We start from the raw sequence: 24,864 nt of genomic DNA on the forward strand, positions 1-24,864 counted from the left end.
GATTATTAGCATTTAGATATGCCTTGCAGTGGTTTTGTATATAATTTATTTCTCATAATTAACATTATGTTAAGTAGTAATATTAAAAGGGAAGGCTTTACAATGAAAGCCTCTCTCCTTTTAATATTACTACTGTTTAGGTAATGCTTCTATCTCAGCTTTTATTTTGTTAGCATTAACATCATCCTTTACACCTAAATAATAGGTTCTTAGGTTTGTTAATGCGTCAATTGATTTAGGATTCAAATCTTTGGCCTTTACCAAATAAGGTTTTGCAGCTTCAAATTGCGCTTTAGCTTTAGCAATAGCCACATCATATTCTTTTTGTTTATTGGCAGGAAGTTTATTAGCTGCATTGTAATCATCAATTGCAGGGTTGATTATAACGTAACCTATGTTAAGATTTGCTTCAAAATAATTCGGGTCGATTTCTAAAGCTTTTTTGTACATTTCTGCTGCTTTGTTGTAGTTTTCAACTTTTGTAGCTTGTAACTTGTTTTTAGCAACCGGATCTTTCGTTTTTGCTTGTTCCTTTATAATCGCTTCTGCGGTTTGTGAATAAGTTAAACCGGCGTAATAATAAAGTGTTTTATTCTTAGGATCAGCTGCTAACGCATTCTGTATTTTAGTTAAAACCTCTTTTTCTTTTCCGGTTTGCAAGCTTATTTCAATTTCCCTCTTACGAAGATCTGAATTTGCCGGATATTTTATAACTCCCTCAGAAACGGTCTTAAGAGCATTTGTTGTATCCTTGCTTAATAAATAAACTGAAGAAAGGTCCATGTAAATATTGGGAACCTTTGAAAATTTTGTAGTAAGCAGTTTCGTATAATTTGATATTGCAGCCGGGTAGTTATTTGAATTGGCAGCCGATAAACCAGTATAATAAATAGCGTTTGTGTCGTCTGGTAAAATAGTGCGGTAATAGTCAAATGAATGATAAGCCAATTCATATTTACCACTTCCATACTCGGCAACACCTTTAGTCAGTTGGTACTGGGCCAGGTTTAAATTAGCGGCTTCAATAAGGTGTTTGTTTTCGCCTTTAGTATCAAGTTCTTTTGCTTTTTTTAATGCCTCTTCGGCTGCAGTAAATAATGGCAATGATGTGGTGGCTACTGAGTCCTGATTTGCATAGGTAGAGTAAATTGCGCCTTTTAAAGCGTAAGTAAGTGGCAATGTAGCAGTTTTTTCATTTGCCGCAGCCTTATCAATAGAAGTTCTGGCTGCTGTTAAACTTGTTTTTGCTAAAGGAGTTCCCCTTAATCCTTCATACTTTTCGTACTCAGATTTTGCATTGTTTAACTCCCCTTTTTGTGCAAACGTTGTTGCTGAAACTAAGCCTAAAAGACCAGCCATCAAAAGTTTGATTTTCATGTTTTATTAATTAGTTAGCTGTTTTAATTTATTGTTTATTTTGTCTAATTGATCTTTATTGTTGGTTTTGGCGTATACTATTTGGAGTGCCTGTAAACCTTTAATATTATTTGGCGATAACTCGTTGGCCTTTTCGAGCCATTGAATAGCCATTCCAATATTTTTGTTGCTATCTGCTTCTTCCTTTGTTACAGCGCTTTGTTTTAGATACATCAAACCTAAATTAAATACAGGCTCATAGGCCGAGCCATTTAACTCAATAGTATGTAAATATAAGGATTCGGCCTGATCGTATTTGTTTAAATGATCATAACAATTAGCAGCTACAAATGCAATATCGGCGTTATTTGCATTAATATCAAGTAGTTGTCCTATTAAGGGCTCTAACGACTTATAATCTTTTAAATTATTATAGATATTGGCTTCATCAAGCAATAAAAATCTGTCAGTCGGCACAAGCTTCCTGCCCTTTTGTAGTATTTGTAATGCTTTTGATGTATCGCCCAGTGATTTATAGATACTTGATGCTGTTTCAATGTATTCAGTACGGGTGCTATCAACCGCTAATAAATTACTGTAATACTTAGCAGCATCAACCAAATTACCCATTTTATTGTTTGAATAGGCTATATAGTCATTAATCTGCTTAAAATTGGGGGCATACTTTTTTGCATTTTCAAACGATTGCCGGCCATTCGCAAAATCAGAATTATTTACAAACTCAAAACCTTTACGGATATAAACGTTCGCAAGACAGCGTTTTGAATAATCAATTTCGGCCTGATAATTATAGATTTTGCTTTTAGTAGATAATTTATCTACCAGGTTAGATGTTTCTGCTAACAGCGTTGCCGGTTGGCCTGTTGTGTTAGCTGAATCAATATACAAAATACTTGCATTGATTAATGCCCTGTAGGTATTCTTTTTCAAATCAGCCGAATCTGAACGGGTAACCACTAAGCTATCGGCAGATTTTTTTGCCGCTCTTAAATATTTCAAATCCTTGTGCTGCTTATAAAAGGCAAGGTTATTAACTACAACCTTTAACGCTTCTGATTGTCCGAAAGCAAAAGTTGTAGTAATAAATGGTATTAAAACCGATAAAACAATTTTACGGCACTGCATATTAGTTATTCAGTTGGTTCGTCTGTTGTTGGTTCTTCGCTTTCGCCTGTTATCTTATCTTCAGTTGATTCTTCTGTGTTTTCTTCAACTTCATTTTCGTCAACAGGAGTTGTTATTTCAGCATTCTCATCAATTTCCTTCTCTTCATCCTCGTCATGCTCAATTTTTGCTACCGAAGCAATTTCGTCATTTCCTTTCAAGGTAATCAAACGTACACCTTGGGTAGCCCTGCCCATTGTGCGCAGTTCACTGATGGCTATACGGATAATTATGCCTGATTTATTGATGATCATCAGATCTTCTTTATCAGTAACACCTTTTATGGCAACAAGGTTTCCGGTTTTTTCAGTAATATTTAAAGTTTTTACACCTTTACCACCTCGATTAGTTACCCTGTAGTCATCGATATCGGTACGTTTACCATAACCTTTTTCTGATACTACCAATACTGTTGTTTCCGCATCATCAATGCTGATCATGCCAACTACTTCATCAGTTTCATCATCAAGCGTAATACCACGAACTCCGGTAGCAGTACGGCCCATAGGTCTAACTGTAGATTCATTGAAGCGAATAGCCCTACCCGACTTAAGCGCCATTACAATTTCGCTGCTGCCGGTGGTTAAAGTTGCCTCTAATAGTGAGTCACCTTCATTGATGTTGATGGCGTTAATGCCATTTGCACGCGGACGTGAGTAAGCCTCAAGAGATGTTTTCTTAATGGTACCTTTCTTGGTACACATGATAATAAAGTTATTCTCCAGGTACTCTTTATCCTTAAGACTGATAAGCTTGATATAAGCCTTAATATTTTCCTCTTTAGGTATATTGATAATGTTTTGGATAGCACGGCCTTTAGAAGTACGTGTTCCTTCAGGAATTTCAAATACGCGTAACCAGTAACACTGTCCGGATTCGGTAAAGAACAACATATAGTTGTGGTTGGATGCAACCAATAAGTGCTCAATGAAATCGGCATCACGGCTATTGCTGCCAATTGAACCCTTTCCTCCCCTGCCCTGACGGCGGTATTCGGTTAAAGGCGTACGTTTAATGTAACCTTCCCTGGATATGGTTATCACCACATCTTCATCTTCAATAAAGTCTTCAGTTTGCATTTCGGCCGAAGAGTGAACCATTTCGGTCCTACGCTCGTCGCCATATTTTTCTTTGATCTCTATAAGTTCGTCCTTAATGATCTGCATCCTTAAGCCTTCATCAGCCAGAATCGATTTTAAGTGTTCAATCAATTTCATTAGAGCTGCATATTCATCCTTGATCTTATCGCGTTCAAGTCCGGTTAACCGGCGAAGCGTCATATCCAAAATGGCCCGGGCCTGGATATCGCTTAAGCCAAATTGAGTTATTAACCCCTCTCTTGCTTCATCAGGCGTTTGTGATGCGCGTATCAAACGAATAACTTCGTCTAAATGATCTAATGCAATTAATAAACCTTCTAAGATATGTGCGCGTTTTTCGGCTTCAGAAAGCTCAAATTTTGTACGGCGTACAACTACCTCATGTCTGTGATCAACAAAATGATGGATAAGGTCTCTCAGGTTAAGCATCATCGGGCGGCCGTTAACCAACGCGATATTGTTAACGCTGAAAGATGTTTGCAACGCGGTGTATTTAAACAAATTGTTTAATACGATAGCTGCATTTGCATCACGTTTTATTTCATATACAATACGAATACCCTCCCTGCTTGATTCATCACGGATGGCTGATATGCCTTCCAGTTTTTTATCATTAACCAATTCGGCAGTGCGTTCAATCATTAAAGCCTTATTTACCTGGTAAGGTACTTCGGTTACAATAATGCGCTCTCTTTCACCATGATGCATTTCAATTTCAGCTCTTGAGCGAATTACTATCCTGCCCCGGCCTGTTTCTAACGCTTCACGAGGACCTTCAAATCCATAGATGATACCACCTGTAGGGAAATCTGGTCCTTTAACATATTTCATCAGTTCAGAAACCTCTATCTGTCTGTTATCTATTAATGCAATAGTGGCGTCAATAACTTCTGATAGGTTATGGGGGGCCATATTGGTAGCCATACCCACCGCGATACCCGATGCGCCATTAACCAAAAGGTTGGGAAATTTCGCAGGTAAAACGGTTGGTTCCTGTAACGAATCATCAAAGTTTAACTGAAAATCAATAGTGTCTTTATTAATATCAGCAAGCATTTCTTCAGCAAGCTTTTGCAAACGAGCCTCAGTATAACGCATTGCCGCTGGTTCATCACCATCGATAGAACCGTAGTTACCCTGGCCTTCAACTAACAGGTAGCGTAAACTCCACTCCTGCGCCATACGAACCATAGTATCATAAACAGATTTATCACCATGGGGGTGATACTTACCCATTACCTCACCTACAATACGGGCAGATTTTTTATAAGGCTTATTGTTGTTTAAGCCCAGATCAAGCATACCAAATAAAACACGCCTGTGTACGGGCTTTAGTCCATCGCGAACATCGGGTAGTGCCCTGGAAACGATTACTGACATTGAATAATCAATGTAAGCCGATCGCATTTCCTCATCAATATTTATCGAAATTATTCTGTCTTCTTTGTGTGAATTATCGTTTTCTGTTCCTTCGGCCATTTTTATTTATTTGTGGAATCTTCTCTCTATAATTGTACGTTAAAATTGAATTTAAACGACCTGCGAAGTTAAGAAAATAGTTGACTATTGTGCCATTTTTAGCAAGAATATGCTGTCGAATTTATGCACGCAACCTAATTTATTAACGTTGCAGGCTAATTTATTTGATCTTTACCCAGTGATCTTCAATCTTATTGCCATTTGGCAAAACAGTTAATAATTTAAGAGTATCATTACTAATTGAATAGTTATATTTTACAACCTTGTTAAGTAGCTTTGAGGATTGCAGGCTGTAAGTTTGCGTTTCAAAACAAGTATCAGCCACAAGTTTGTAATCGCCTTTTTCGTAGATAACGTCCTTCTCCCCTTTTTCTTTTAGCACCGCTTTATAATGAGATTTATCATATATGCGTTGTAACGTATATGCGGTTGAAACGCTATCTGTTTTATCATTAAAAAGGCCACCCGCATATTCCCATGTTCCTTTTAGCGGGCTATCACCTATATTGAAAGAGCACAAAGCAATAATGGCTACAATTGGAAGAATAAGCTTTTTCATACACAGATTTTAAGCCCAGGCAATGCCTTTTTTAAGTAGAGACAAAGTTTTTTCTTCTTCGCTGCCGGGTACTGCCTGGTAGTTATATAGCCATTTGGCTGTTGGCGGCAGGCTCATTAAAATAGATTCAATACGACCATTTGTTTCAAGGCCAAATTTAGTACCTGCGTCATAAACCAGGTTAAACTCGGCATAGCGGCTGCGGCGTTGATATTGCCATTGCTGCTGCTCATCAGTAAACGGATTGTTACGATTGCGGTTAACCAATTCTGTGTAAGTAGGAATAAATGACCTTCCCAGGGCTTTTGAAAAATCAAAGATGTTTTCCCAGCTTAACTCATCGTTAGCGGTTAAGCGATCATAAAAGATTCCGCCAATTCCACGAGTCTCATTACGATGTTTTATATAGAAATAATCGTCGGCCCAAAGTTTAAAACGATGATAGAAATCATGATAGTAGCTGTCGCAGACCGCTTTTAAATTGGTATGAAAAAAGCGGGCATCCTCCTCAATAACATAGTGTGGTGTAAGGTCAATACCTCCGCCAAACCATCTTATCGGTTTTCCATTACTTATAAGGGATGATGGCATCTCGAAATACCTGATGTTCATATGTATGATCGGCACCAAAGGGTGGCTTGGGTGGATCACTATAGAGACCCCGGTAGCGAAAAAATCATCTGATTCCACCTGCAAAGCTTTTTTCATGGTATCGGGCAATTGACCATGCACCGCAGAAAAATTTACCCCGCCCTTTTCAAAAACATTACCATTTTGAATTACACGCGTTCTACCGCCGCCACCACCATCACGTTCCCAATTCTCTTCTTCGAACTTAGCCTGTCCATCGGTTAGTTCAAGCGCTGCACATATCTCGTCCTGTATCTGTTTATAATCGGCGGCTATTTGTTCTTTGCTTATCATCAATGCAAATGTAGTTTATTAGTTTTATTTGGGAATTTGAAGATTTAGAATTTAACAATGGCGTTCATTTGCTTTCTCAACTATTTTTAAATCTTCAAATTGTTAAATTTTCAGATTAGCTTATCTCCACATAATCCAAATCTTTGCCAAAAGTTTCCTTTAGCTGACTTAATGAAAACAACGCAATTAGTGTAAGTATCACCATCATTATATACCCGCTTGTTACCATGCCATAGCTTTTTGCAAAAGCGGCAAAAGCCATATTTATAGGAATTAATGATCCCCTCACAAAATTTGGAACTGTGGTGGTTACCGTGGAACGAATATTTGTACCGAATTGTTCGGCCGCAATAGTAACAAACGTAGCCCAATACCCAACGGAGCAGCCCATGAAAAAGCAGAGCCAGACAAAGCGAGCATTGGTTAGATCTTTTGAACTTAAATAGAATATAACGCTTACCACAGATAGCAATAAGAACACCACCATGGTAAGTTTTCTTGATTTGGTAATTTGTGCAAGCAGCCCCGCGAAAATATCGCCAATGGCTATGCCAATGTATGAATATAAAATCCCGTCGGCAGCACTTAGGGTTTCTTTTGCCCCCATTGCTTTACCAAACTCGGGCGATAAGGTTACCAATACGCCTACTACATACCATAATGGTGCACCTATTAAAATGCAATAAATGTATTTTTTGAACCTGTCCCAGCTGGTAAAAAGCATGAAAAAGTTTCCTTTTGATACCTTGCTTTGCTCCATGTTTTTAAACATGCCCGATTCAAAAGTGCCAATTCTCAATAATAATAAAAGCAAGCCAAGTCCGGCGCCTACCTTATAGGCATTTTGCCAGCCATGTTTGGCTACCATAACCGCCGCTGCAGCACCAAATAAACCAATAACTGCCACAATCATAGTTCCGTATCCACGTTTTTCTTTACTTAAGGTTTCGCTTACCAGGGTAATACCAGCACCAAGTTCACCAGCCAGGCCAATACCTGCAATAAAGCGTACTAAGGCGTATGTGTTTACATCATGTACATAAGCATTAGCAAAATTGGCTACAGAGTATAACAAAATGGAACCAAACAGTACTTTAATACGGCCAAGCTTATCGCCAATTACGCCCCATAAAATGCCACCTAATAAAAGCCCGAACATTTGAACATTGATGATGAAAATGCCTTTAGGCAATACATCAGCTGCAGAAACGCCTATATCCAGCAAACTGGCTTTGCGTACTATCGAGAAAACTAAAAGATCATAGATATCAACAAAATAGCCGAGGGAGGCAACAAGAACCAGGAATATCATATTTCTTGTCGCTTTGGCAGCGGTAGCATCAGTCATAATTGTAGTAATTGGATGGCTAAAGTAGTAGAATTATGTATATAATTTCAAAAAAAAGCACAAAAAAAACCCCTGTGATTGCAGAGGTCTCTTGTTAAGAACTTTGGTTAACTATGCTTTTTTAACATTTACTGCTTGTAATCCTTTTCTGCCTTCTTCCACTTCGTAAGTAACGCTATCATTATCTTTAATGGCATTTACGCCGCCCTGTACATCCTTAAAGTGTACAAAAAGATCTTTACCATCATCGGTAACAATAAAGCCATAACCTTTTTGTGTGTTAAACCATTTTACTTTTCCAGTTTTCATAATTATAATTATCGTATTAAAAATTTTTGTTGTTAGATTAAATACTAAAGCCAAACTGAAAATAAAATGGTTTTAATGTTCAGACGGAATAGATAACCCTATCTTTCTCAAATATATAAAATAAATGATAAACCAAATAAAATTATTTATTTGGTTGTGGAGTAATGCGTAAATAAGGTTTTATGGCTGTGAAACCCTTTGGAAATTTGGCTGGAATGTCCTCTGTTTTTATTGCGGGCACCACAACTACGTCCTCTCCATCCTTCCAATCAACTGGGGTGGCTACTCCATAATTCGCGGTTAATTGTAATGAGTCAATCACCCTTAAAATTTCCTGGAAATTTCTACCCGTTGATGCAGGGTATGTGATAATTAATTTAACTGCCTTATCAGGGCCTATGATGAATAATGAACGTACAGTTGCATTTACTGATGCGTTTGGGTGGATCATATCATAGGCTTCAGAGATTTTACGATCTTCATCTGCAATAATTGGAAAATTAACTTCTACGCCCTGTGTTTCATTAATATCATTTATCCAGCCGGCATGTGATTCAACAGAATCAACGCTAAGGGCCAGAATTTTAACATTGCGCTTGGTAAATTCGTCTTTTAAGGCTGCTGTTCTGCCAAGTTCGGTTGTACAAACCGGTGTATAATCGCCTGGGTGCGAAAATAATACTCCCCAGCTATCACCAAGGTATTCGTAAAAATCAATGTCTCCAGCGGAGGTTTTTGCTTTAAAATCTGGGGCTTTATCGCCTAATCGTAAACTCATTGCTTATATAATTTAAGGTTGATTAAAGACTACTAAGTTAATATACAATGTTTAATAAATCAAAATTATACAGAAATTGTATACCTGCTCAACAACATTACACAGTCAACGGTGTTGAACAGTATACAAACTAAAGCAAAACTATTAATGGAACGTCATACCTATGATACCGGGATAATTGGAAACTGTGCGTTTTTGGCCCATATACATAAAAATACGAATGTAGAATGGCTTTGCTGGCCCCGATTTGACAGCACTTTTATTTTTGGCGGATTGCTGGATAAAAAGAAAGGCGGCGAGTTTTCAATTCAGCCCGAAGGAGAATTTACCTCACATCAATATTACCTGGAGAATACCAATGTTTTAATTACAGAAATAAGCCCTGCCAGTGGCGGTAAGTACCGTGTAACAGATTTCGCCCCCCGATTTTACCAACATCAGCGTTATTATAAACCTCTTATGCTATTCAGGAAAATTGAGGCCATTGAAGGTTCACCAAGAGTAAGGGTGAAATGTGAGCCTGTATCTGAATACGGTGCAGTAAAACTAACCGTTAATCGTGGTAGCAATCATATACAGTACCTCGGCGGCGAAGAAAGCATAAGGCTTACAACCAATATTCCCATTAGTTATGTATTTGATGAGCAGCCATTTGTATTAAATGAAGTTAAATATCTTGCCCTTACTTATGGCGAACCATTGGAAGCTCCCCTTATAACTACAACCGAGCGTTTTTTAGCAGAAACCATACAATATTGGCGAACATGGATTAAGCACTCATCTATCGCTACTTATTATCAGCCCTTTGTTATCCGCTCTGGTCTGGCCTTAAAAATTCACCAGTTTGAGGATACTGGCGCCATTATAGCAGCAAGTACAACCAGCTTGCCAGAGTCGCCCGGAAGTGGTCGTAACTGGGATTATAGATATTGCTGGTTGCGTGATACCTATTACGTAATTACCGCGCTTAATCATATAGGCCATTTTGAAGAAATGGAAAAGTATTTTAGTTATGTAACTGATATTTCTTTTTCTGATGATGAGCGATACCAACCGCTTTATAGTATTACCGGTAAAAAAGACCTGGTTGAGGAGATATTGACTAACCTGGATGGATATTTGGGCAATCAGCCGGTGCGCATTGGCAACCAGGCTTCAGAGCACATTCAAAATGACATTTATGGACAAGTGATGATTTCTATGCTTCCATTATATACAGATCATCGCTTTGTTTTTTCTGAACGAAAGGATTCTGTAAGATGGATAGAATCTTTACTTCACAAAATTGAGCGCACAATTGACGAAAAAGACGCTGGTATTTGGGAGTTCAGAAATATGGCAAATATACATTGCTACAGTAATTTATTTCAATGGGCAGGCGCATCGGCTGCAGAAAAAATGGCCCGGGCTATTGATAATAAAGAGTTGATTGATAAAGCCATATCGCTAAAAAATCGAGCTGCTGTACATATTGAAAGCTGCTATGACCCTATCAGGAAAGTTTACACCAATTCGGCAGGTAGCTCAAACCTTGATGCCAGTACCTTGCAGTTGATCATGATGAATTATCTTGACCCGGAATCCCAAAGAGCAAAGGATCATTTACTTGCATTAGAAAAAGAATTAAAAACACCTAATGGGTTATTTTACAGGTATTTATATAAAGATGATTTTGGTAAACCTAAAACAACTTTCCTGATATGCGCTTTTTGGTATGTTGAAGCCCTGGCCAGTGTTGGGCGTATTGATGATGCACAACGTGAGTTTGCCAACCTATTGCAGTATTCAAATCACTTGCTATTATTCAGTGAAGATGTTGATGAGGAAACAGGTAGCCAATGGGGTAATTTTCCACAAGCTTACAGTCACGTTGGTTTAATGAATGCCGCCTACCGGATAGCCATTAAATTAGACAGACCTATATTTTTGTAATATGATTTAAAGATTTGCTGGATTAACAAGGTTTTAATGTTTGAAGACTAAAAATCCCTGTAAATCCCGCAAACTTTTGTAATCATGTTATACTTCTTCTACCACAGCATTTTTTGTAAAACTGGTAAGTAGTTTGCGAACTTCTTTGGGATTGCGCAGATAAAACTTGGCTGCCGATAAATTACTTCCAACCTTAATGGTAATTGCGCTATCGGGGAGAGCTTTAAATATATCTTCATCGGTATAATCATCACCAAAAGCTATAATGAAATCATAATCTTTGCCTTCGGTAAGCGTTAAAGCCGCCTTGCCCTTGTTAATATCCATGTTCTTCACTTCCAGTACCTTATCCCCTGCCAGTAATTGTAACCCTTTGTCACTTGCGTGATATTTTAAGTTGTTCATTAACTCGCCTGCCCTGAGTTCGCCCAGGCCTGCCTGAGCTTTGCGATAATGCCACACCAGTGAGTATGTTTTTTCTTCGATGAATGAGCCCGGTGTACGATCTACATAAGTTTCCAGAATTGGATATATATCTTGTTTCCATTGGTCAGATAAACCTCCAATTTTATGCCATGATGTGCCCTGCTGCTTAAACCACGAGCCATGTTCAGCAATCAGGTACATGTTGGTATGCTTAAACCAGTCGTCGAGATTTTCATGCTTGCGGCCACTAATCAACACTACCTGGTTGGCAGGATCTTCGGTGAGTTTGTTGATAATATTGTAAAGTTCTCTATCCGGACTCGCCTGATCAATGTTTGATTTAAAACCTACAAGCGTACCATCATAATCTAAAAATATAATGCGTTTTTTGGTTTTAATATAGCGATTAATGATTGATTGCTCGGTAGTGTTACTTACATGCCTTGCTTGCAATGACCGCTGCATTAGTTTTACCTCTTTCAGCCGATCCATAAATATTTTAACCCAGTGCGAAACATTAAATTTGGTTACCAACTGTCGCATTGGTATCATCCGTCTTTTCTGTTCACTCAAAGGCATGTTAATAGCCTGTAATATCGCCCAGCAAACCTCACCGGTATTATTGGGGTTTACAATTATAGCATCAATTAATTCCTTAGATGAACCAGCCATCTCGCTCATAATCAATACGCCATCGTCGTTTATACGGCTGGCTACATACTCCTTGCTTACCAGGTTCATGCCATCCCTCATGGGTGTTACTAAACATACGTCGGCAGTGTAATATAGGGCCGAAAGCATCTCAATAGGGAAAGAGCGATAGTAATAATGTATAGGGCTCCAATCCATTGTTCTATAAATAGAGTTGATATTACCCACCTTTTTGTCTATTTCATCACGTAAATGAGCATACTGAGGAACAGTATCCCGCGATGGCACAACAATCATATAAAGCGCTATTTTTCCTATGCATTCGGGACATAGTTGCAACAAAAGCTCAAAAGCCTGCAAGCGCTGCAATATCCCTTTGCTGTAATCAAGCCGATCAACGGAAAGAATAAGTTTGGTATCTTTAAAATTGTCTTTAATCAGTTCTATTTGATGTTGAACATCTTTTTGTAAAGGCAACGAAGCATATTTTTTTTCATCTATCCCCATCGGGAATGATTCAACAACAATTGATCGCTCACCTGTTGTAATGATGTTTGATGACGATATTACCGGTAAAATGCGGGTTGTAGCTCCTATAAAATGCCGTACATCATCAAACGTATGAAAACCTATCAGGTCGGCCCCAAGCATTCCTTCAAGTAATTCTGAACGCCATGGTATGAGCCTGAACATTTCATGCGAAGGAAATGGAATATGAAGGAAAAAACCTATAGAAACATCAGGCAATTCATGTCTTACCAGGGCGGGCAATAGTAATAACTGGTAATCATGTACCCAAATCACGTCGCCGGGTTCGGCGACACTAAGTACTACATCCCTGAATTTTTTATTAACAGCCTGGTAATAATCCCAGTTGGATTGTTTGTAATTTGCATAGGTTGAGGCATAGTAATGGAAAACAGGCCATAAAACCTCATTTGAAAAGCCTTCATAGTATTGGTTAATCTCTTCCTGATCAAGAAACACGGGAATAAGACTTAATTCTTTTAACTGATTGGTTACCTCATCTTTATCATGTTGATCGATAATCTCCACTCCCGGCCATCCAATCCACACATTATCGTCTTGTTTGTATATTGATCCTAAACCGGTTGCAAGCCCACCTTCGCTTGATGATAGTATATATTCATCATCAATTTTGGAAATCTTTACAGGTAATCGGTTAGATACAATGATAGTCTTTGGCATAATACTTATTAATATTTACAACTTATATATTTTATAAAGGTGTAAACAGCCAAGTTGTTTGCCAAAAGATGAGAATTGCAACATTTGTAACACAAAAAAGCCGCCCAGATTTACTGAGCGGCTTTAATAATTTTACAATTCCTTAGAAATTATTTCACTTGTTGAAAAAATTCAAGGTTAGCTTGTTGGGTTATCCTTACAAGCACTTCATGGGCATCATTTTTAAGATCAACGAAGTATGAAGTTTGATCAATGTTTGAGTTTACATCAGTATTAGCCTGGTAAACAATAACTTCGCCAATTTGGTAACCAGCATAATCTTTGTTGATTTGTTTCATTGTTTTTGCAGGGATCGCTTTAGGATCAACACGTTGAGTAACACCAAGGTACTCACCGTTAAGGTTGTAAAAAGCGGTTTTTCTAACGCCATCAACAGTGAAAGTAGCTTTCTGGCAATTTTTAGTTACTGTCCAGTTTACATCTTTTGCATCAGCAAAATCAACTGTGAAACCATGTAAGGCTACGTAAGAAACGTTTGTGCCTCCATCTACTCTTTTACCACCATCGGCAGCAAATACATTAACACTTAATAAAGCGGCAATTGCGGTTGTTAAAAATATCTTTTTCATGTATGTTTAAATTTTAAATCCACAACAAAAGTATGCTACAATTAGTGATTTGGCAAATAAAATTTAACTTTTATGAATATTTGATAATAACAGTCGATTTGACGTATAAAATTTAGATTTTTGCAATCTACTTAGTGTATATTTTACAATATGTTAAACGAAAAACATTTACAAAAATCGGTTTAGCAAGGCTAAAAACAGCTTGTTTATATAAAATTAACCTCAATTTAACCATTATCGGCGAAGCCTGGGTATAAGGTCATGCCACCATCCATAAATATTGTGGTGCCGGTTATGTAATCGGCTTGATCGGATGCCAGCCAGGCCGCAAGTTGCCCAATATCATTGGGTTGGCCTATCCTGTTATATGGGATAAGTGTGAGTAGTTTATCTAAAGCTTCAGGTGTATCCCAGGCAGATTTATTGATAGGGGTTTTTATAGCACCGGGGCCAATACCCACAACCCTGATCTTATGCGGAGCCAGCTCCTGAGCTATACTTTTCATGAACATGCTGATGCCCCCCTTGCTTGTTGCATAATTAACGTGACCAGCCCAGGGAATTATTTCATGTACACTGCTCATACAAATTATCTTGCCGGCAGCCCTACTCCTATCTTCAATTACTCCCCTGCGTATGAACTCTTTAGCAGCTTCGCGTGAGCATAAAAACTGACCGGTTAAATTAATACCAATCACTTTATTCCAGTCGTCCAAAGTCATATCCACAAATTTGGAATCTTTTTGTACGCCGGCATTATTAACTAAAATATCAATAGTACCATACCGCGCAAACATTTGCGCAAACATGGCCTTTACTTCTTCTTCATGGCTCACATCTGCCTGAATAGCAAACGCTTCGCCGCCTGAAGCTTTTATTTGGCTTACTACCTCTTCGGCAGCATCATGGTTATGGGCATAGTTTATAACTAATTTGGCTCCGGCGGCAGCCAGAGCCAAAGCAACACCTTTACCTATTCCGCTATCGGAACCTGTTACCAGGGCGGCCTGATTTTTTAATGATGGAGTTTGGTTCATTTAACAACAGTTTTAATTGTTCAATATAACCAATGTAATTGGAAGAATAATGTTTTGCCTTCATTAAAGGAATTGACATTATTAATGTTTTTTCTGCTCAATCTTATGTAATCCCGCGCTGTATTGTTTTAATCCTGTACAATCCTGAGCGGTTCAGGTTCATCCTCTAAATGTTTAATAAAATCAAGAAACATAAACAGTGCTTTTTTCTTGTCTGCTGTTAAATCGTAATCAATCTTGTCCATCAGATAATCTATAATGTCAAAATCTTCACGCATCGGAATTTCTTTGAATAGCTCGTGGCGGTGGTCGAGGCCGTATTTGAGTGCCGCATTAAACTCATCCATAAATTCCTGCGGAATGGGTTTGTTGGCTATCCAACCGGCGAACATAAATGGAAGGCCGGTAAAATTTTGCCACTCCCCGGCAAGGTCATACGCGTATTTATACTTCTCTTTTTTGCCAAAAGTGCGGTCGCCTATTTGAACGAACGCGGTATTTGCTTCGGCTGATGTGCCATAATCGGCAGCATCCTTAATTAATTCGGGGCTTACTTTCCAAAAGTTTTTAAGTAGCACAAGGGCCAGGTTATTGGATGACCGGGATTGCGGATCAAGCTGCAGGTATTTGATATCCTGCACCGCGCAATTGCTAAAGATGAATACAGAGTTGACTGGCCCTACTGCACCAATGCAATAATCAGATATTATTTCCCACTGTGGTAGATTTAAGGTAGCTGCTACCGGGATTAACCCGATGTCAACCACATCATCTATGAGTTTTTGAGCACAGTCTGACGGCATGTCCAAACTTAGTTCTATCTTATCTATGAAACCGGTTTGTTGTAAACCGTATATAAAGGGTTTGGTATTGGTATAGCTAACTGCTGATATTCTGATCTTTTTCACAAGTAAGGTACTTTCTTTCAGGATTGTTTTAAATGTTCGGCATTATTGAAATCTACGATTTCGAATTTCTCGCCATCGGTCACAACCTTGTATAAAACAAGATTCTGGTGCGGAAATGTTTCCATTTCTGTTAAAGGTTTGCCGGTTAAAATGCATAGTAATAAACGCATGGCACGGCCGTGCATACAAATTAGCACTGTTTTTTCTTCCGGGTGACTCATGATCACCTGTAACGCTTCACGTTGGCGGATGGCAACCTCATTGGGGCTTTCGCCACCTTCAAATTTACTATCTAAGCGGCCATCGAGCCAATCGCGCATGATCTGTAAAAAGGCCGCTTTGTTTTCGGTAGTACTTGGCTGCCCTTCATGTATGCCCCAGGCCAGCTCATCTAAACCACTTAATTTTTGGTAAGGGATGTCAAGATCAATAAAGGATTGCACGCTTTGCTGGGTACGTTTTAATGCTGATACATAAATCTTATCAAAAGCAACATCTTCATAAGCCTCGTAAAACTGACTGGCTTGTTTGCGGCCCTCGTCATTCAAATCGGTGTTCATGCCGCGTCCTTGTACAATGCCCTGTCTGTTAAGCTCTGTTTGGCCGTGGCGTACTATATATAAGGTTTTTTGTATCATTCTTTTTTAGCAGATTGCTTGAAGCCGAAGCTTAAAGCTTTATCTGCATGTTTATTATTGAAGTTGCGCCCCGGGCCGTCTGCCTTGGGCTAATTAATTACTGGTAGTTTGTAATATTGTGGCTTTTTCTCAGTCTCCGGGAATTCAAAATTATTGTAATCGGTAACCACATTGTAAAGCGTGTCGCGCTCTATGGGGTACCTGCCCACATTTTTAATCAATTCAACCAGTTGTTTGGTGCTCATGCCCGGGTGTTGCTCTTCTGCACCTGCCATAGAATAAATTTTTGTGGTATCATCAAGCGTTCCATCAATATCATCCACACCAAAATTAAGAGAAAGTTGCGCTGTAGTGCGACTGATCATTGCCCAATAAGCTTTTATATGATCAAAATTATCCAGGTATATACGAGCTATAGCGTAGTTGCGAAGATCCTCAACCACACTTGATTCAGGCACATGCGACATCTGGTTATCCTGGTTGCGGAATTTTAAGGGGATAAACGTTTGGAAACCACCTGTTTTGTCCTGTAACTGCCGTAGCTGCTCCATATGGTCAACCCGATGGTGGAATTTTTCAATATGGCCATAAAGCATGGTAGCATTTGAGCGCCCACCCAGTTTATGCCATTCTTCATGAATAGCCAACCACTGGTCGCCGGTACATTTATCCTTCGAGATCAGTTCGCGAACTTCGGGATGGAAAATTTCGGCACCACCGCCTGGTATTGAACCTAAACCAGCTTCATGCATCAGGCGCATGCCGGTTGCATAGTCTATTTTAGCTTTCTTAAATATGTAATGGTATTCAACAGGTGTCAGCGCTTTAATGTGCAGTTCGGGCCGGTGTTTCCTGATCCTGCTAAAAAGCTCCTGGTAAAAAGGTACATCATATTGGGGTAGTACACCGCCTACAATATGCACTTCTGTTACCGGCTCACCATCGTATTTGGTTACCATATTAAACATCTCATCCATGGTGTACTCCCACCCTTCTGATTTTTGTTTCAGCAGGCGCGAGTACGAACAAAATTTACAATCATAAACACAAAGATTGGTGGGCTCGATATGAAAATTACGATTGAAATAGGTTTTATCGCCATGGCGTTTCTCGCGGATGTAGTTGGCCAAAACGCCCAGGTAGCCCAGGTCGCCTTGCTCATATAGCGTAACACCTTCATCAAAGGTGATCCGTTCGCTCCGTAAAACTTTTTCGGCAATGTGCTTTAAATCAGCAGGCAGATCCGGATTTTGTAATAATAATTGTAAATTACTCTCAGCTTCCATTCAAAAAACTTTGCACAAATGTAATAAAAAGCACAAAACAATACTTCATACAACAGGTACATCGCTTAATGATAGCAAGTAATGACATTGAGTTTACAGTGCATTTATATACCAGATATGTATGCCAATAGTACAATCATCCTGGCAGCCTTTGGGCCTGTAGCCGCATGTTGATATCATGCCATTGATAGTAGCCTCAAAGAAAATATCATTAGTTTTTTTATCAGCAGTAAGCCATTCATTCTTAGCTTTTTTGTAAATATCATCTAAGGTAAGTACCTGTCCTGCTACATTTCCGTGCGTATTTAAATTGGTTTTATCTTCGTGCCATTCACTTAAGGTAGTTTTTACACTCCCTGTACCGGTCGCGTTGGGGCTATATTTATAAGACGTATAATCTCTTGCTATAACAACACCTTTATTCACTGTGATTTTGGTTTCTCCACTAACACCTGACACCACCGAGCCGTTTATAGTCGTATATGAATAGGAGTTGTTGTTAGCTCGTTTAAAACTTAACCAGGCCGAATAACTTTTATCATAATCGTTTGTAAGTGCATCTTTTTTGCAGGCTGATAAACATATGGTAATAAGCAAGGTAATGATAAGGGATTTTTTCATGGTTGCGGTTTTTATACCTATTCGTAAAAAAGAGGTTGAGTGCTACAGCAAATCACAAATAATCTTATTTACTTTGAGTTCATAACATATAATACGATAATGAAAACTGAAACTATAGCCATACATGCAGGTAACCATATTGATGGATCATCAAGAGCTGTGATACAGCCGATTGTAATGTCTACCACTTTTGAGCGTGGTGTAGATGGCGATTTTCCTGGTGGGCATATCTATAGCCGGTCATCAAACCCTAATCGTTCATTATTGGAAAATGTTATTGCTCAGTTGGAGGGTGGTGTTGATGCTGCTTCGTTTTCATCGGGCAATGCGGCTGGTATGGCGGTATTTCAATCGCTTAAACCGGGCACACATATTATTTGCCCCGACGATATGTATCACGGTTTGCGTAACCAGCTTAAAAACCTGTTCGCAGGCATTTTAACTTTCGATTTTATTGATGTTAATGACAGCGAAGTCCTGCAGCAGCACATTAAGCCCGAAACCGGTGTGATATGGATAGAAACACCATCAAACCCATTGCTTAAAATCACTGATATTAAAAAGGTGGTGGGTATTGCAAAGGCAAAAGGACTTAAAGTTGTTGTTGATAATACCTTTGCCACCCCAATATGTCAGCAGCCCTTGGCATTAGGGGCTGATATAGTGATGCATTCGGCCACAAAATATTTTGGCGGCCATAGCGATCTGATGGGTGGGGCGCTAATTACCGCTGAAAAAAGCGACTGGTGGGCGAAAATTCGCCAGGTACAGGAAATGGGTGGTGCTATCCCCTCCCCAACCGACTGCTTTTGGTTGGTACGCAGTATTAAAACGCTGCCATATCGGGTTAAAGGGCATGTGTACAATGCGCAATTATTAGCTGAGTTTTTAGAATATCACCCAAAAGTAGAAAGGGTTTTATATCCCGGCCTGGCATCACATCCGCAGCATGAAATTGCTAAAGACCAAATGTTGGCCTTTGGAGGAATGTTATCCTTTATAGTTAAGGGCGACGAAAATGATACCCATAACATCATCAACAAGCTAAAAATATTCACCAAAGCAACCAGCCTTGGCGGCGTGGAAAGCCTGATAGAGCATCGTGCTACTGTTGAGGGGCCGGATACAAAAACACCGCGCAATTTACTGCGGGTATCGGTTGGATTAGAGCATATTGATGATTTGATAGAAGATTTGGAGCAGGCTTTAAATGGATAAAGGATGAAAAGATCAAGGAGCAAGGATTAAATCAACAAAGTATCTTTGCTTATTTGTCCAACAGTCTTTAACTAATTGGTAATTAAAAAAATATCTACTTTACTCCGTTGTTTGTGTCCTCACAAACAACTATTCCGGTGTATTAACTAATGTAGAACTTACGCGGGCCCTCCCGCTAAACCTATGTTTACACAATTGCATGCGCCGTTAGGCGCTACCTGTTTGTAGCAATAATCAACAAAAAACAAAATTGCGCCGTAGGCGTTACCTGCAAATTAGCAAGGTATTTGACTTTGTTAGCGGACAGGTAGCCTCTAACGAGGCAAAGGTTAAGGGCGCGTTTTTTCTACAAACAGGTAGCACCTAACGGTGCAGGTAACCTTGATTGATTTGTGCCCTTTGCCAAGCTTTGTTAGCTAACCTGATTTAACCTTTCTCTCCTACTTGCCGAGAGAAGAGATCGCAGATACCCACGCTTTTTTATTTCTTCCTAACACTTATGCTCCTTTGTCCACCCATCTTTTATCTAAATAAAATTTAATTTGGTATTTAAATAAATATCCGCTTATCTTTGGAACATTATTTGGTAGCAATACCATAATCGATCAATCCTCCGCATAGTTCGGGTATTGATTTATAAAGAAGCGGCGAGAGATCAGGCTCAATGACCCGCTGGCAACCCTTCAATTTTGAAGAAGGTGCCAATTCCTGTCCCGGCAAATAACACCGGGGAATATAAATTTATAACCATGAAAAATTTAGTTAAAATTACTACAGGCAACATTTTTAATACCCAAAACGGTAATATACAACGTATTAGCTCAAATATTAGCTGTATGTGTATGTGTTGCTGCTGTTGATGCTTTAGCACGTTCCTCTTTTTCAAATCCCGAAAAACGCGCGTGTTGTTAAACTGATATCCATTTCCTTATCAGCTTTCCAAAGTCCATTTAAACATCAAAGAATTAATTATAATCTAAAAAAAAATCCTATGTCTACCAGCAATTTAAAATTCGAAACCTTACAACTACACGCAGGTCAGGAAGTTGATCCAACAACGGGTTCACGCGCGGTACCGCTTTACCAAACCACATCTTATGTATTTAAAAATGCCGAGCATGGTGCCAACCTGTTTGCATTAAAAGAGTTTGGGAATATATATACCCGCATTATGAACCCTACTACCGATGTATTTGAAAAACGTATAGCAGCCTTAGAAGGTGGCGTTGCCGCTTTGGCTACCGCATCGGGCCAGGCAGCACAATTCATTGCATTAAATAATATATTACAAGTTGGCGATAACTTTGTTTCCTCACCATTTTTATATGGTGGTACATATAACCAGTTTAAAGTTTCCTTTAAACGAATAGGCATCGAGGCACGTTTTGCCAAAGATGATACTGCCGAAAGCATTGAAGCGCTTATCGATAATAAAACCAAAGCTATCTTCCTGGAAACTATTGGCAACCCTGGCTTTACCATTGCTGATTTTGATAAGATAGGTGCTCTTGCAAAAAAGCATGACCTGCCTTTAATAGTCGACAATACTTTTGGAGCCGGTGGTTATTTATTTCGCCCGTTGGAGCATGGCGCCAGTATAGTGGTTGAATCAACCACCAAATGGATAGGTGGTCATGGTACCAGCATTGGCGGAGTAATAATTGATGGCGGAACTTATAACTGGGCTAATGGCAAATTTCCGCAGTTTACAGAGCCATCTGAAGGTTACCACGGTTTGGTTTTTGCCGATGTATTTGGCATTGGCGGTCCTTTTGGCAACATCCAGTTTATTATACGTGCCCGTGTAGAAGGTTTACGTGATTTTGGTCCATCACAATCTCCATTTAACTCATGGCTTAATATCCAGGGTTTAGAAACCCTTTCATTGCGTGTACAACGCCACGTAGATAACACATTGGAGCTTGCCAAATGGCTTGATCAGCACCCGCAGGTAGCATCAGTTAACTATCCTGGATTGGAATCATCTCCTTACCATCAATTGGCAAAAAAATACCTTAAAAATGGTTTTGGAGCGGTGTTATCATTTGAGATAGATGGCGATAAGGAAGATGCCGGTAAATTAATTGACAATCTTTTGCTGGTTAGTCATTTAGCTAACGTCGGTGATGCTAAAACATTGATTATTCAGCCATCGGCAACTACACATCAACAGCTGTCTGATGAAGAACAATTATCAGCTGGTGTAACACCTAATTCATTACGTGTAGCTGTTGGTATTGAGCATATTGATGATATTAAAGCAGATTTTGAACAGGCATTTGCCAAAATAAAAAGGGCATCGGCCCAATTAGTATAGTATAGTTTTTTTTAAGTGATATAGTAAAGTTGTTACGGGATGCAGCTAAATTAAAATTAGCTGTACCCGCGATAACAAAACAGAAGAATGAACACAGAAATATTTAAGTACACACAACCATTCGGTCTTGAATCCGGCGAGCAATTACATGAATTGGAGATTGGCTTTCACACTTATGGCAGATTAAATAAGGAGAAGGATAATGTGATATGGATTTGCCATGCGCTAACTGCCAATGCCGATGTTTTTGACTGGTGGAAAGGCTTTGTGGGTACAGGCAATAAATTTAACCCCGAAGAGCATTTTATTGTATGTGCCAATATCCTGGGTTCACCCTATGGCACAACCAATCCTTTGAGCATTAATCCGGCAAGCGGGGAGCCATATTTACAGGCTTTTCCGCAGTTTACCATAAGGGATATTGTAAAAGCACATCAGTTACTTGCAAATCATCTTGGAATAGGAAATATTCATATCCTTATCGGTGGCTCATTGGGCGGCCAGCAAGCAATTGAATGGGGAATTATTGAACCAGCCAGGATTAAAAATCTGATACTGATAGCTACCAATGCGCGCCATTCTCCATGGGGAGTAGCATTTAATGAATCACAGCGTTTGGCTTTGAGTGCCGATCCTACTTTTTATGATAATACCCCGGATGGAGGTCAAAAAGGTTTGAAAGCCGCAAGAAGTATTGCGCTGCTCTCCTACCGTACCTATAAAACCTACGGCATAACGCAGCAGGAAGAAACAGACAATAAAACTGATGATTTTAAGTCATCATCATACCAGGACTATCAGGGGCAAAAGCTGGTAAATCGCTTTAACGCCCATAGCTATTGGTATTTAACAAAAGTGATGGATTCGCACAATGTAGGCCGTGGTCGTAATGGTGTAGAAAAGGCGTTAAGCCTGATCAAAGCACGTACACTCGTTATCGGCATAAAATCAGATGTGCTATTCCCTATTGAAGAACAAGAATACCTGTTCAGGCATATTCCAAAATCGGCCTTTGCCGAGTTGGATTCATTTTATGGCCACGATGGGTTTTTGATTGAAACAGAAGCATTAACAAATATTATAACATCGTTTTTTAAGACCGATGTAAAAGGAAAAATTATAGAATTGCAACGTACAGCGTAATGAGTAAAAAGTTAAGTATAGGATTATTTGGATTTGGAGTTGTTGGACAGGGATTATATGATATCATCATAACAAAAAATTTAAACATCGAGATAGTAAAATTTGCCATTAAGGACCCGCATAAAAAGCGTACTTTACCCGCAGAATTATTTACCACTGATAGAGACGAGTTGCTGAACAACCCGGAGATTAACACCATTGTTGAGCTGATAAATGATACCGAAGCTGCCTTCGAGATAGTTTCAAGGGCGTTAAGCTCAGGTAAAAATGTTGTATCGGCCAGTAAAAAAATGATCGCGCTGCACCTGGAGGAACTGATAGAATTGCAGCATAAACACGGTACCTCATTGTTATATGAAGGTGCGGTGTGTGGGAGTATCCCCATTATCCGTAACCTGGAAGAGTATTATGACAACGAATTACTGCACTCCATAAGCGGCATTTTTAACGGATCATCAAATTATATACTATCCAAAGGATTTATTGAAGGTTTGGATTATGATAGCGCCCTCAAACAAGCGCAGGATCTTGGCTTTGCCGAAACTGACCCTACAAGCGACGTTGGCGGCTTTGATGCCAAATATAAGCTGGTTATTGCAGCTGCACATGCCTACGGCGTTATTGTACAGCCGGAGGAGATTTTTAACTTAGGAATCCAAAACCTGGCTGCCCAGGACCTGCAGTATGCTCGTGAAAAGAATTTGAAAATTAAATTGGTACCAGTTGCTAAAGAATTGGATGATAAAAACGTAGCTATGTTTGTATTACCCAAGTTTGTAAATAGTACCGAGTTTTTATACAATGTAGAATATGAATACAATGGTGTAACTGTGCAGGCAGCTTTTGCCGATCAGCAATTCTTTTTTGGTAAAGGCGCTGGTGGGCACCCTACAGGCTCGGCAGTACTATCTGATATTGCGGCGCTGCGGTACAATTACCAATACGAGTATAAAAAGGCTAAAGAAAAAACCGATCTTAAATTCACCAATAATATTGAATTAAACATCTACTTAAGGTACGATGACGAGAGCCTGGTAGAAGCTTTGCAGTTTTTGCACATACAAGAGCGTTATTATTCTGGTAGTTACAAATTTGTTATAGGGAAAGTGAATTTGCAAAGTTTGATAGCTAATCAATTCCGTATAGCTGATAGTGGGGCATTTGTTGCCTTTGCCGATCAGCTAACGGGGGTGAATTTGGCATCGGCATAAAATGAAAAAGGCTCCAAGTCGGAGCCTTTTTCATTTATTAAGAATTCTTTAGGATATCATTGTTTATTTCGCAAAGAAAGCGGCAATGCGTTTCCCATACGCTACAGTTATAATGCCAACGAATATTTTTGTTATCGATGATATTACTGAGTTTTGATCGCTAACATTTGATAAATTGTATAAGCGGTAAAGCAGATCGGGCAGGCTATTAACAATAAGCAGGCCGCCAATGATGATCAATGCTATCTCATAGATCACTTTTCTATCGGCAAATAACTTTACATTTTCCTGCCTGTCTGCAGTGGTGGTTATTAGCCGGGTAATAAATCTTGTACCTGCAATCAGAAAAATGGAAAAGGCCAGCATCAACACAAAATTTGCAATGTTTAACCAAAATAAATTCATTTGCTCACCGGCATGGTCGGCTGATGAAATGGCACCGAAGCTTTTTAAAAATGTAAAAAAGCCGGGTACTTTAGATAAATTGGATACCAAAAGGTAAACACCCAGAATTTTTATGGTTATTTCATAAATATCAGACTTCTTCATTTTTTAATATAGGATATGGTTTATAAGAACGACGAATATAAACAAATACGG

21 protein-coding genes and 1 riboswitch are annotated in these 24,864 nt (G+C 39.1%); of the genes, 5 read left to right on the forward strand and 16 right to left on the reverse strand.

What is annotated here, in order from left to right:
• Positions 1-129: 129 nt before the first annotated feature.
• The 8 genes from AC1D0K_RS00595 to AC1D0K_RS00630 form a co-directional block, all read right to left on the reverse strand.
• Positions 130-1,377 (reverse strand): tetratricopeptide repeat protein, encoded by a 1,248-nt coding sequence (locus AC1D0K_RS00595; protein ID WP_477442892.1) that lies wholly within the window; start codon positions 1,375-1,377, stop codon positions 130-132.
• Between the two features lie 6 nt (positions 1,378-1,383).
• Positions 1,384-2,502: a tetratricopeptide repeat protein gene (locus AC1D0K_RS00600; protein ID WP_477398805.1), complete on the reverse strand. Its 1,119-nt coding sequence runs from the start codon at positions 2,500-2,502 to the stop codon at positions 1,384-1,386.
• A gap of 5 nt (positions 2,503-2,507) precedes the next feature.
• Positions 2,508-5,120, reverse strand: a complete 2,613-nt coding sequence (gene gyrA / locus AC1D0K_RS00605; RefSeq protein ID WP_477398803.1) for a DNA gyrase subunit A — start codon at positions 5,118-5,120, stop codon at positions 2,508-2,510.
• Positions 5,121-5,280: 160 nt separating this feature from the next.
• Complete coding sequence (locus AC1D0K_RS00610) at positions 5,281-5,679, reverse strand: hypothetical protein (protein WP_477398801.1); 399 nt, start codon at positions 5,677-5,679, stop codon at positions 5,281-5,283.
• 9 nt (positions 5,680-5,688) lie between these two features.
• Positions 5,689-6,603, reverse strand: coding sequence for an oxygen-dependent coproporphyrinogen oxidase (gene hemF, locus AC1D0K_RS00615; RefSeq protein ID WP_477398799.1), 915 nt, complete (start codon positions 6,601-6,603; stop codon positions 5,689-5,691).
• A 115-nt stretch (positions 6,604-6,718) separates the two neighbouring features.
• On the reverse strand, positions 6,719-7,951 hold the full coding sequence (locus AC1D0K_RS00620) for an MFS transporter (RefSeq protein ID WP_477398797.1): 1,233 nt from the start codon (positions 7,949-7,951) through the stop codon (positions 6,719-6,721).
• Between the two features lie 111 nt (positions 7,952-8,062).
• Complete coding sequence (locus tag AC1D0K_RS00625) at positions 8,063-8,260, reverse strand: cold-shock protein (protein ID WP_091142652.1); 198 nt, start codon at positions 8,258-8,260, stop codon at positions 8,063-8,065.
• A 142-nt stretch (positions 8,261-8,402) separates the two neighbouring features.
• A complete protein-coding gene (locus AC1D0K_RS00630; RefSeq protein ID WP_295718551.1) occupies positions 8,403-9,038 on the reverse strand; it encodes a peroxiredoxin in 636 nt (211 codons plus the stop codon).
• Between the two features lie 147 nt (positions 9,039-9,185).
• Here AC1D0K_RS00630 and AC1D0K_RS00635 point away from each other — a divergent pair, with 147 nt between their 5' ends.
• Positions 9,186-10,970: a glycoside hydrolase family 15 protein gene (locus AC1D0K_RS00635; RefSeq protein ID WP_477398794.1), complete on the forward strand. Its 1,785-nt coding sequence runs from the start codon at positions 9,186-9,188 to the stop codon at positions 10,968-10,970.
• 87 nt (positions 10,971-11,057) lie between these two features.
• Here AC1D0K_RS00635 and AC1D0K_RS00640 read toward each other — a convergent pair whose 3' ends face one another.
• The 7 genes from AC1D0K_RS00640 to AC1D0K_RS00670 form a co-directional block, all read right to left on the reverse strand.
• Complete coding sequence (locus AC1D0K_RS00640; protein WP_477462974.1) at positions 11,058-13,256, reverse strand: bifunctional alpha,alpha-trehalose-phosphate synthase (UDP-forming)/trehalose-phosphatase; 2,199 nt, start codon at positions 13,254-13,256, stop codon at positions 11,058-11,060.
• Between the two features lie 149 nt (positions 13,257-13,405).
• The gene (locus tag AC1D0K_RS00645; protein ID WP_295718554.1) at positions 13,406-13,885 is read right to left on the reverse strand and encodes a hypothetical protein; all 480 of its coding nucleotides are present in this window, start codon (positions 13,883-13,885) and stop codon (positions 13,406-13,408) included.
• Between the two features lie 227 nt (positions 13,886-14,112).
• A complete protein-coding gene (locus tag AC1D0K_RS00650; protein ID WP_477394650.1) occupies positions 14,113-14,922 on the reverse strand; it encodes an SDR family oxidoreductase in 810 nt (269 codons plus the stop codon).
• Positions 14,923-15,050: 128 nt separating this feature from the next.
• A complete protein-coding gene (locus tag AC1D0K_RS00655; protein WP_477394653.1) occupies positions 15,051-15,830 on the reverse strand; it encodes a menaquinone biosynthetic enzyme MqnA/MqnD family protein in 780 nt (259 codons plus the stop codon).
• Positions 15,831-15,847: 17 nt separating this feature from the next.
• A complete protein-coding gene (locus AC1D0K_RS00660; RefSeq protein WP_477394655.1) occupies positions 15,848-16,468 on the reverse strand; it encodes a histidine phosphatase family protein in 621 nt (206 codons plus the stop codon).
• Positions 16,469-16,557: 89 nt separating this feature from the next.
• Complete coding sequence (gene mqnE, locus AC1D0K_RS00665) at positions 16,558-17,754, reverse strand: aminofutalosine synthase MqnE (protein WP_477394657.1); 1,197 nt, start codon at positions 17,752-17,754, stop codon at positions 16,558-16,560.
• A 93-nt stretch (positions 17,755-17,847) separates the two neighbouring features.
• Positions 17,848-18,375 (reverse strand): hypothetical protein, encoded by a 528-nt coding sequence (locus tag AC1D0K_RS00670; RefSeq protein WP_477394659.1) that lies wholly within the window; start codon positions 18,373-18,375, stop codon positions 17,848-17,850.
• Positions 18,376-18,474: 99 nt separating this feature from the next.
• On the opposite strand from AC1D0K_RS00670, the gene AC1D0K_RS00675 reads away from it, so the two are divergent.
• From AC1D0K_RS00675 to AC1D0K_RS00690, 4 genes are all read left to right on the forward strand, one after another.
• Positions 18,475-19,593 (forward strand): trans-sulfuration enzyme family protein, encoded by a 1,119-nt coding sequence (locus AC1D0K_RS00675; protein ID WP_477394661.1) that lies wholly within the window; start codon positions 18,475-18,477, stop codon positions 19,591-19,593.
• 631 nt (positions 19,594-20,224) lie between these two features.
• A riboswitch (SAM riboswitch) is annotated at positions 20,225-20,335 on the forward strand.
• A 249-nt stretch (positions 20,336-20,584) separates the two neighbouring features.
• Positions 20,585-21,910 (forward strand): O-acetylhomoserine aminocarboxypropyltransferase/cysteine synthase family protein, encoded by a 1,326-nt coding sequence (locus AC1D0K_RS00680; protein ID WP_477394663.1) that lies wholly within the window; start codon positions 20,585-20,587, stop codon positions 21,908-21,910.
• Between the two features lie 87 nt (positions 21,911-21,997).
• Positions 21,998-23,053 carry a homoserine O-acetyltransferase family protein gene (locus tag AC1D0K_RS00685; protein ID WP_477394665.1) on the forward strand — a complete coding sequence of 352 codons (1,056 nt, stop codon included), beginning with the start codon at positions 21,998-22,000 and terminating at the stop codon, positions 23,051-23,053.
• Positions 23,053-24,264, forward strand: a complete 1,212-nt coding sequence (locus AC1D0K_RS00690) for a homoserine dehydrogenase (protein ID WP_477394667.1) — start codon at positions 23,053-23,055, stop codon at positions 24,262-24,264. Before AC1D0K_RS00685 ends, AC1D0K_RS00690 begins: the two co-directional genes overlap by 1 nt.
• 63 nt (positions 24,265-24,327) lie before the next feature.
• Here AC1D0K_RS00690 and AC1D0K_RS00695 read toward each other — a convergent pair whose 3' ends face one another.
• Positions 24,328-24,813, reverse strand: a complete 486-nt coding sequence (locus AC1D0K_RS00695) for a hypothetical protein (protein ID WP_477394669.1) — start codon at positions 24,811-24,813, stop codon at positions 24,328-24,330.
• Between the last annotated feature and the right edge of the window lie 51 nt (positions 24,814-24,864).

The sequence above is a fragment of the Mucilaginibacter sp. P1_A3 genome, assembly GCF_056406855.1.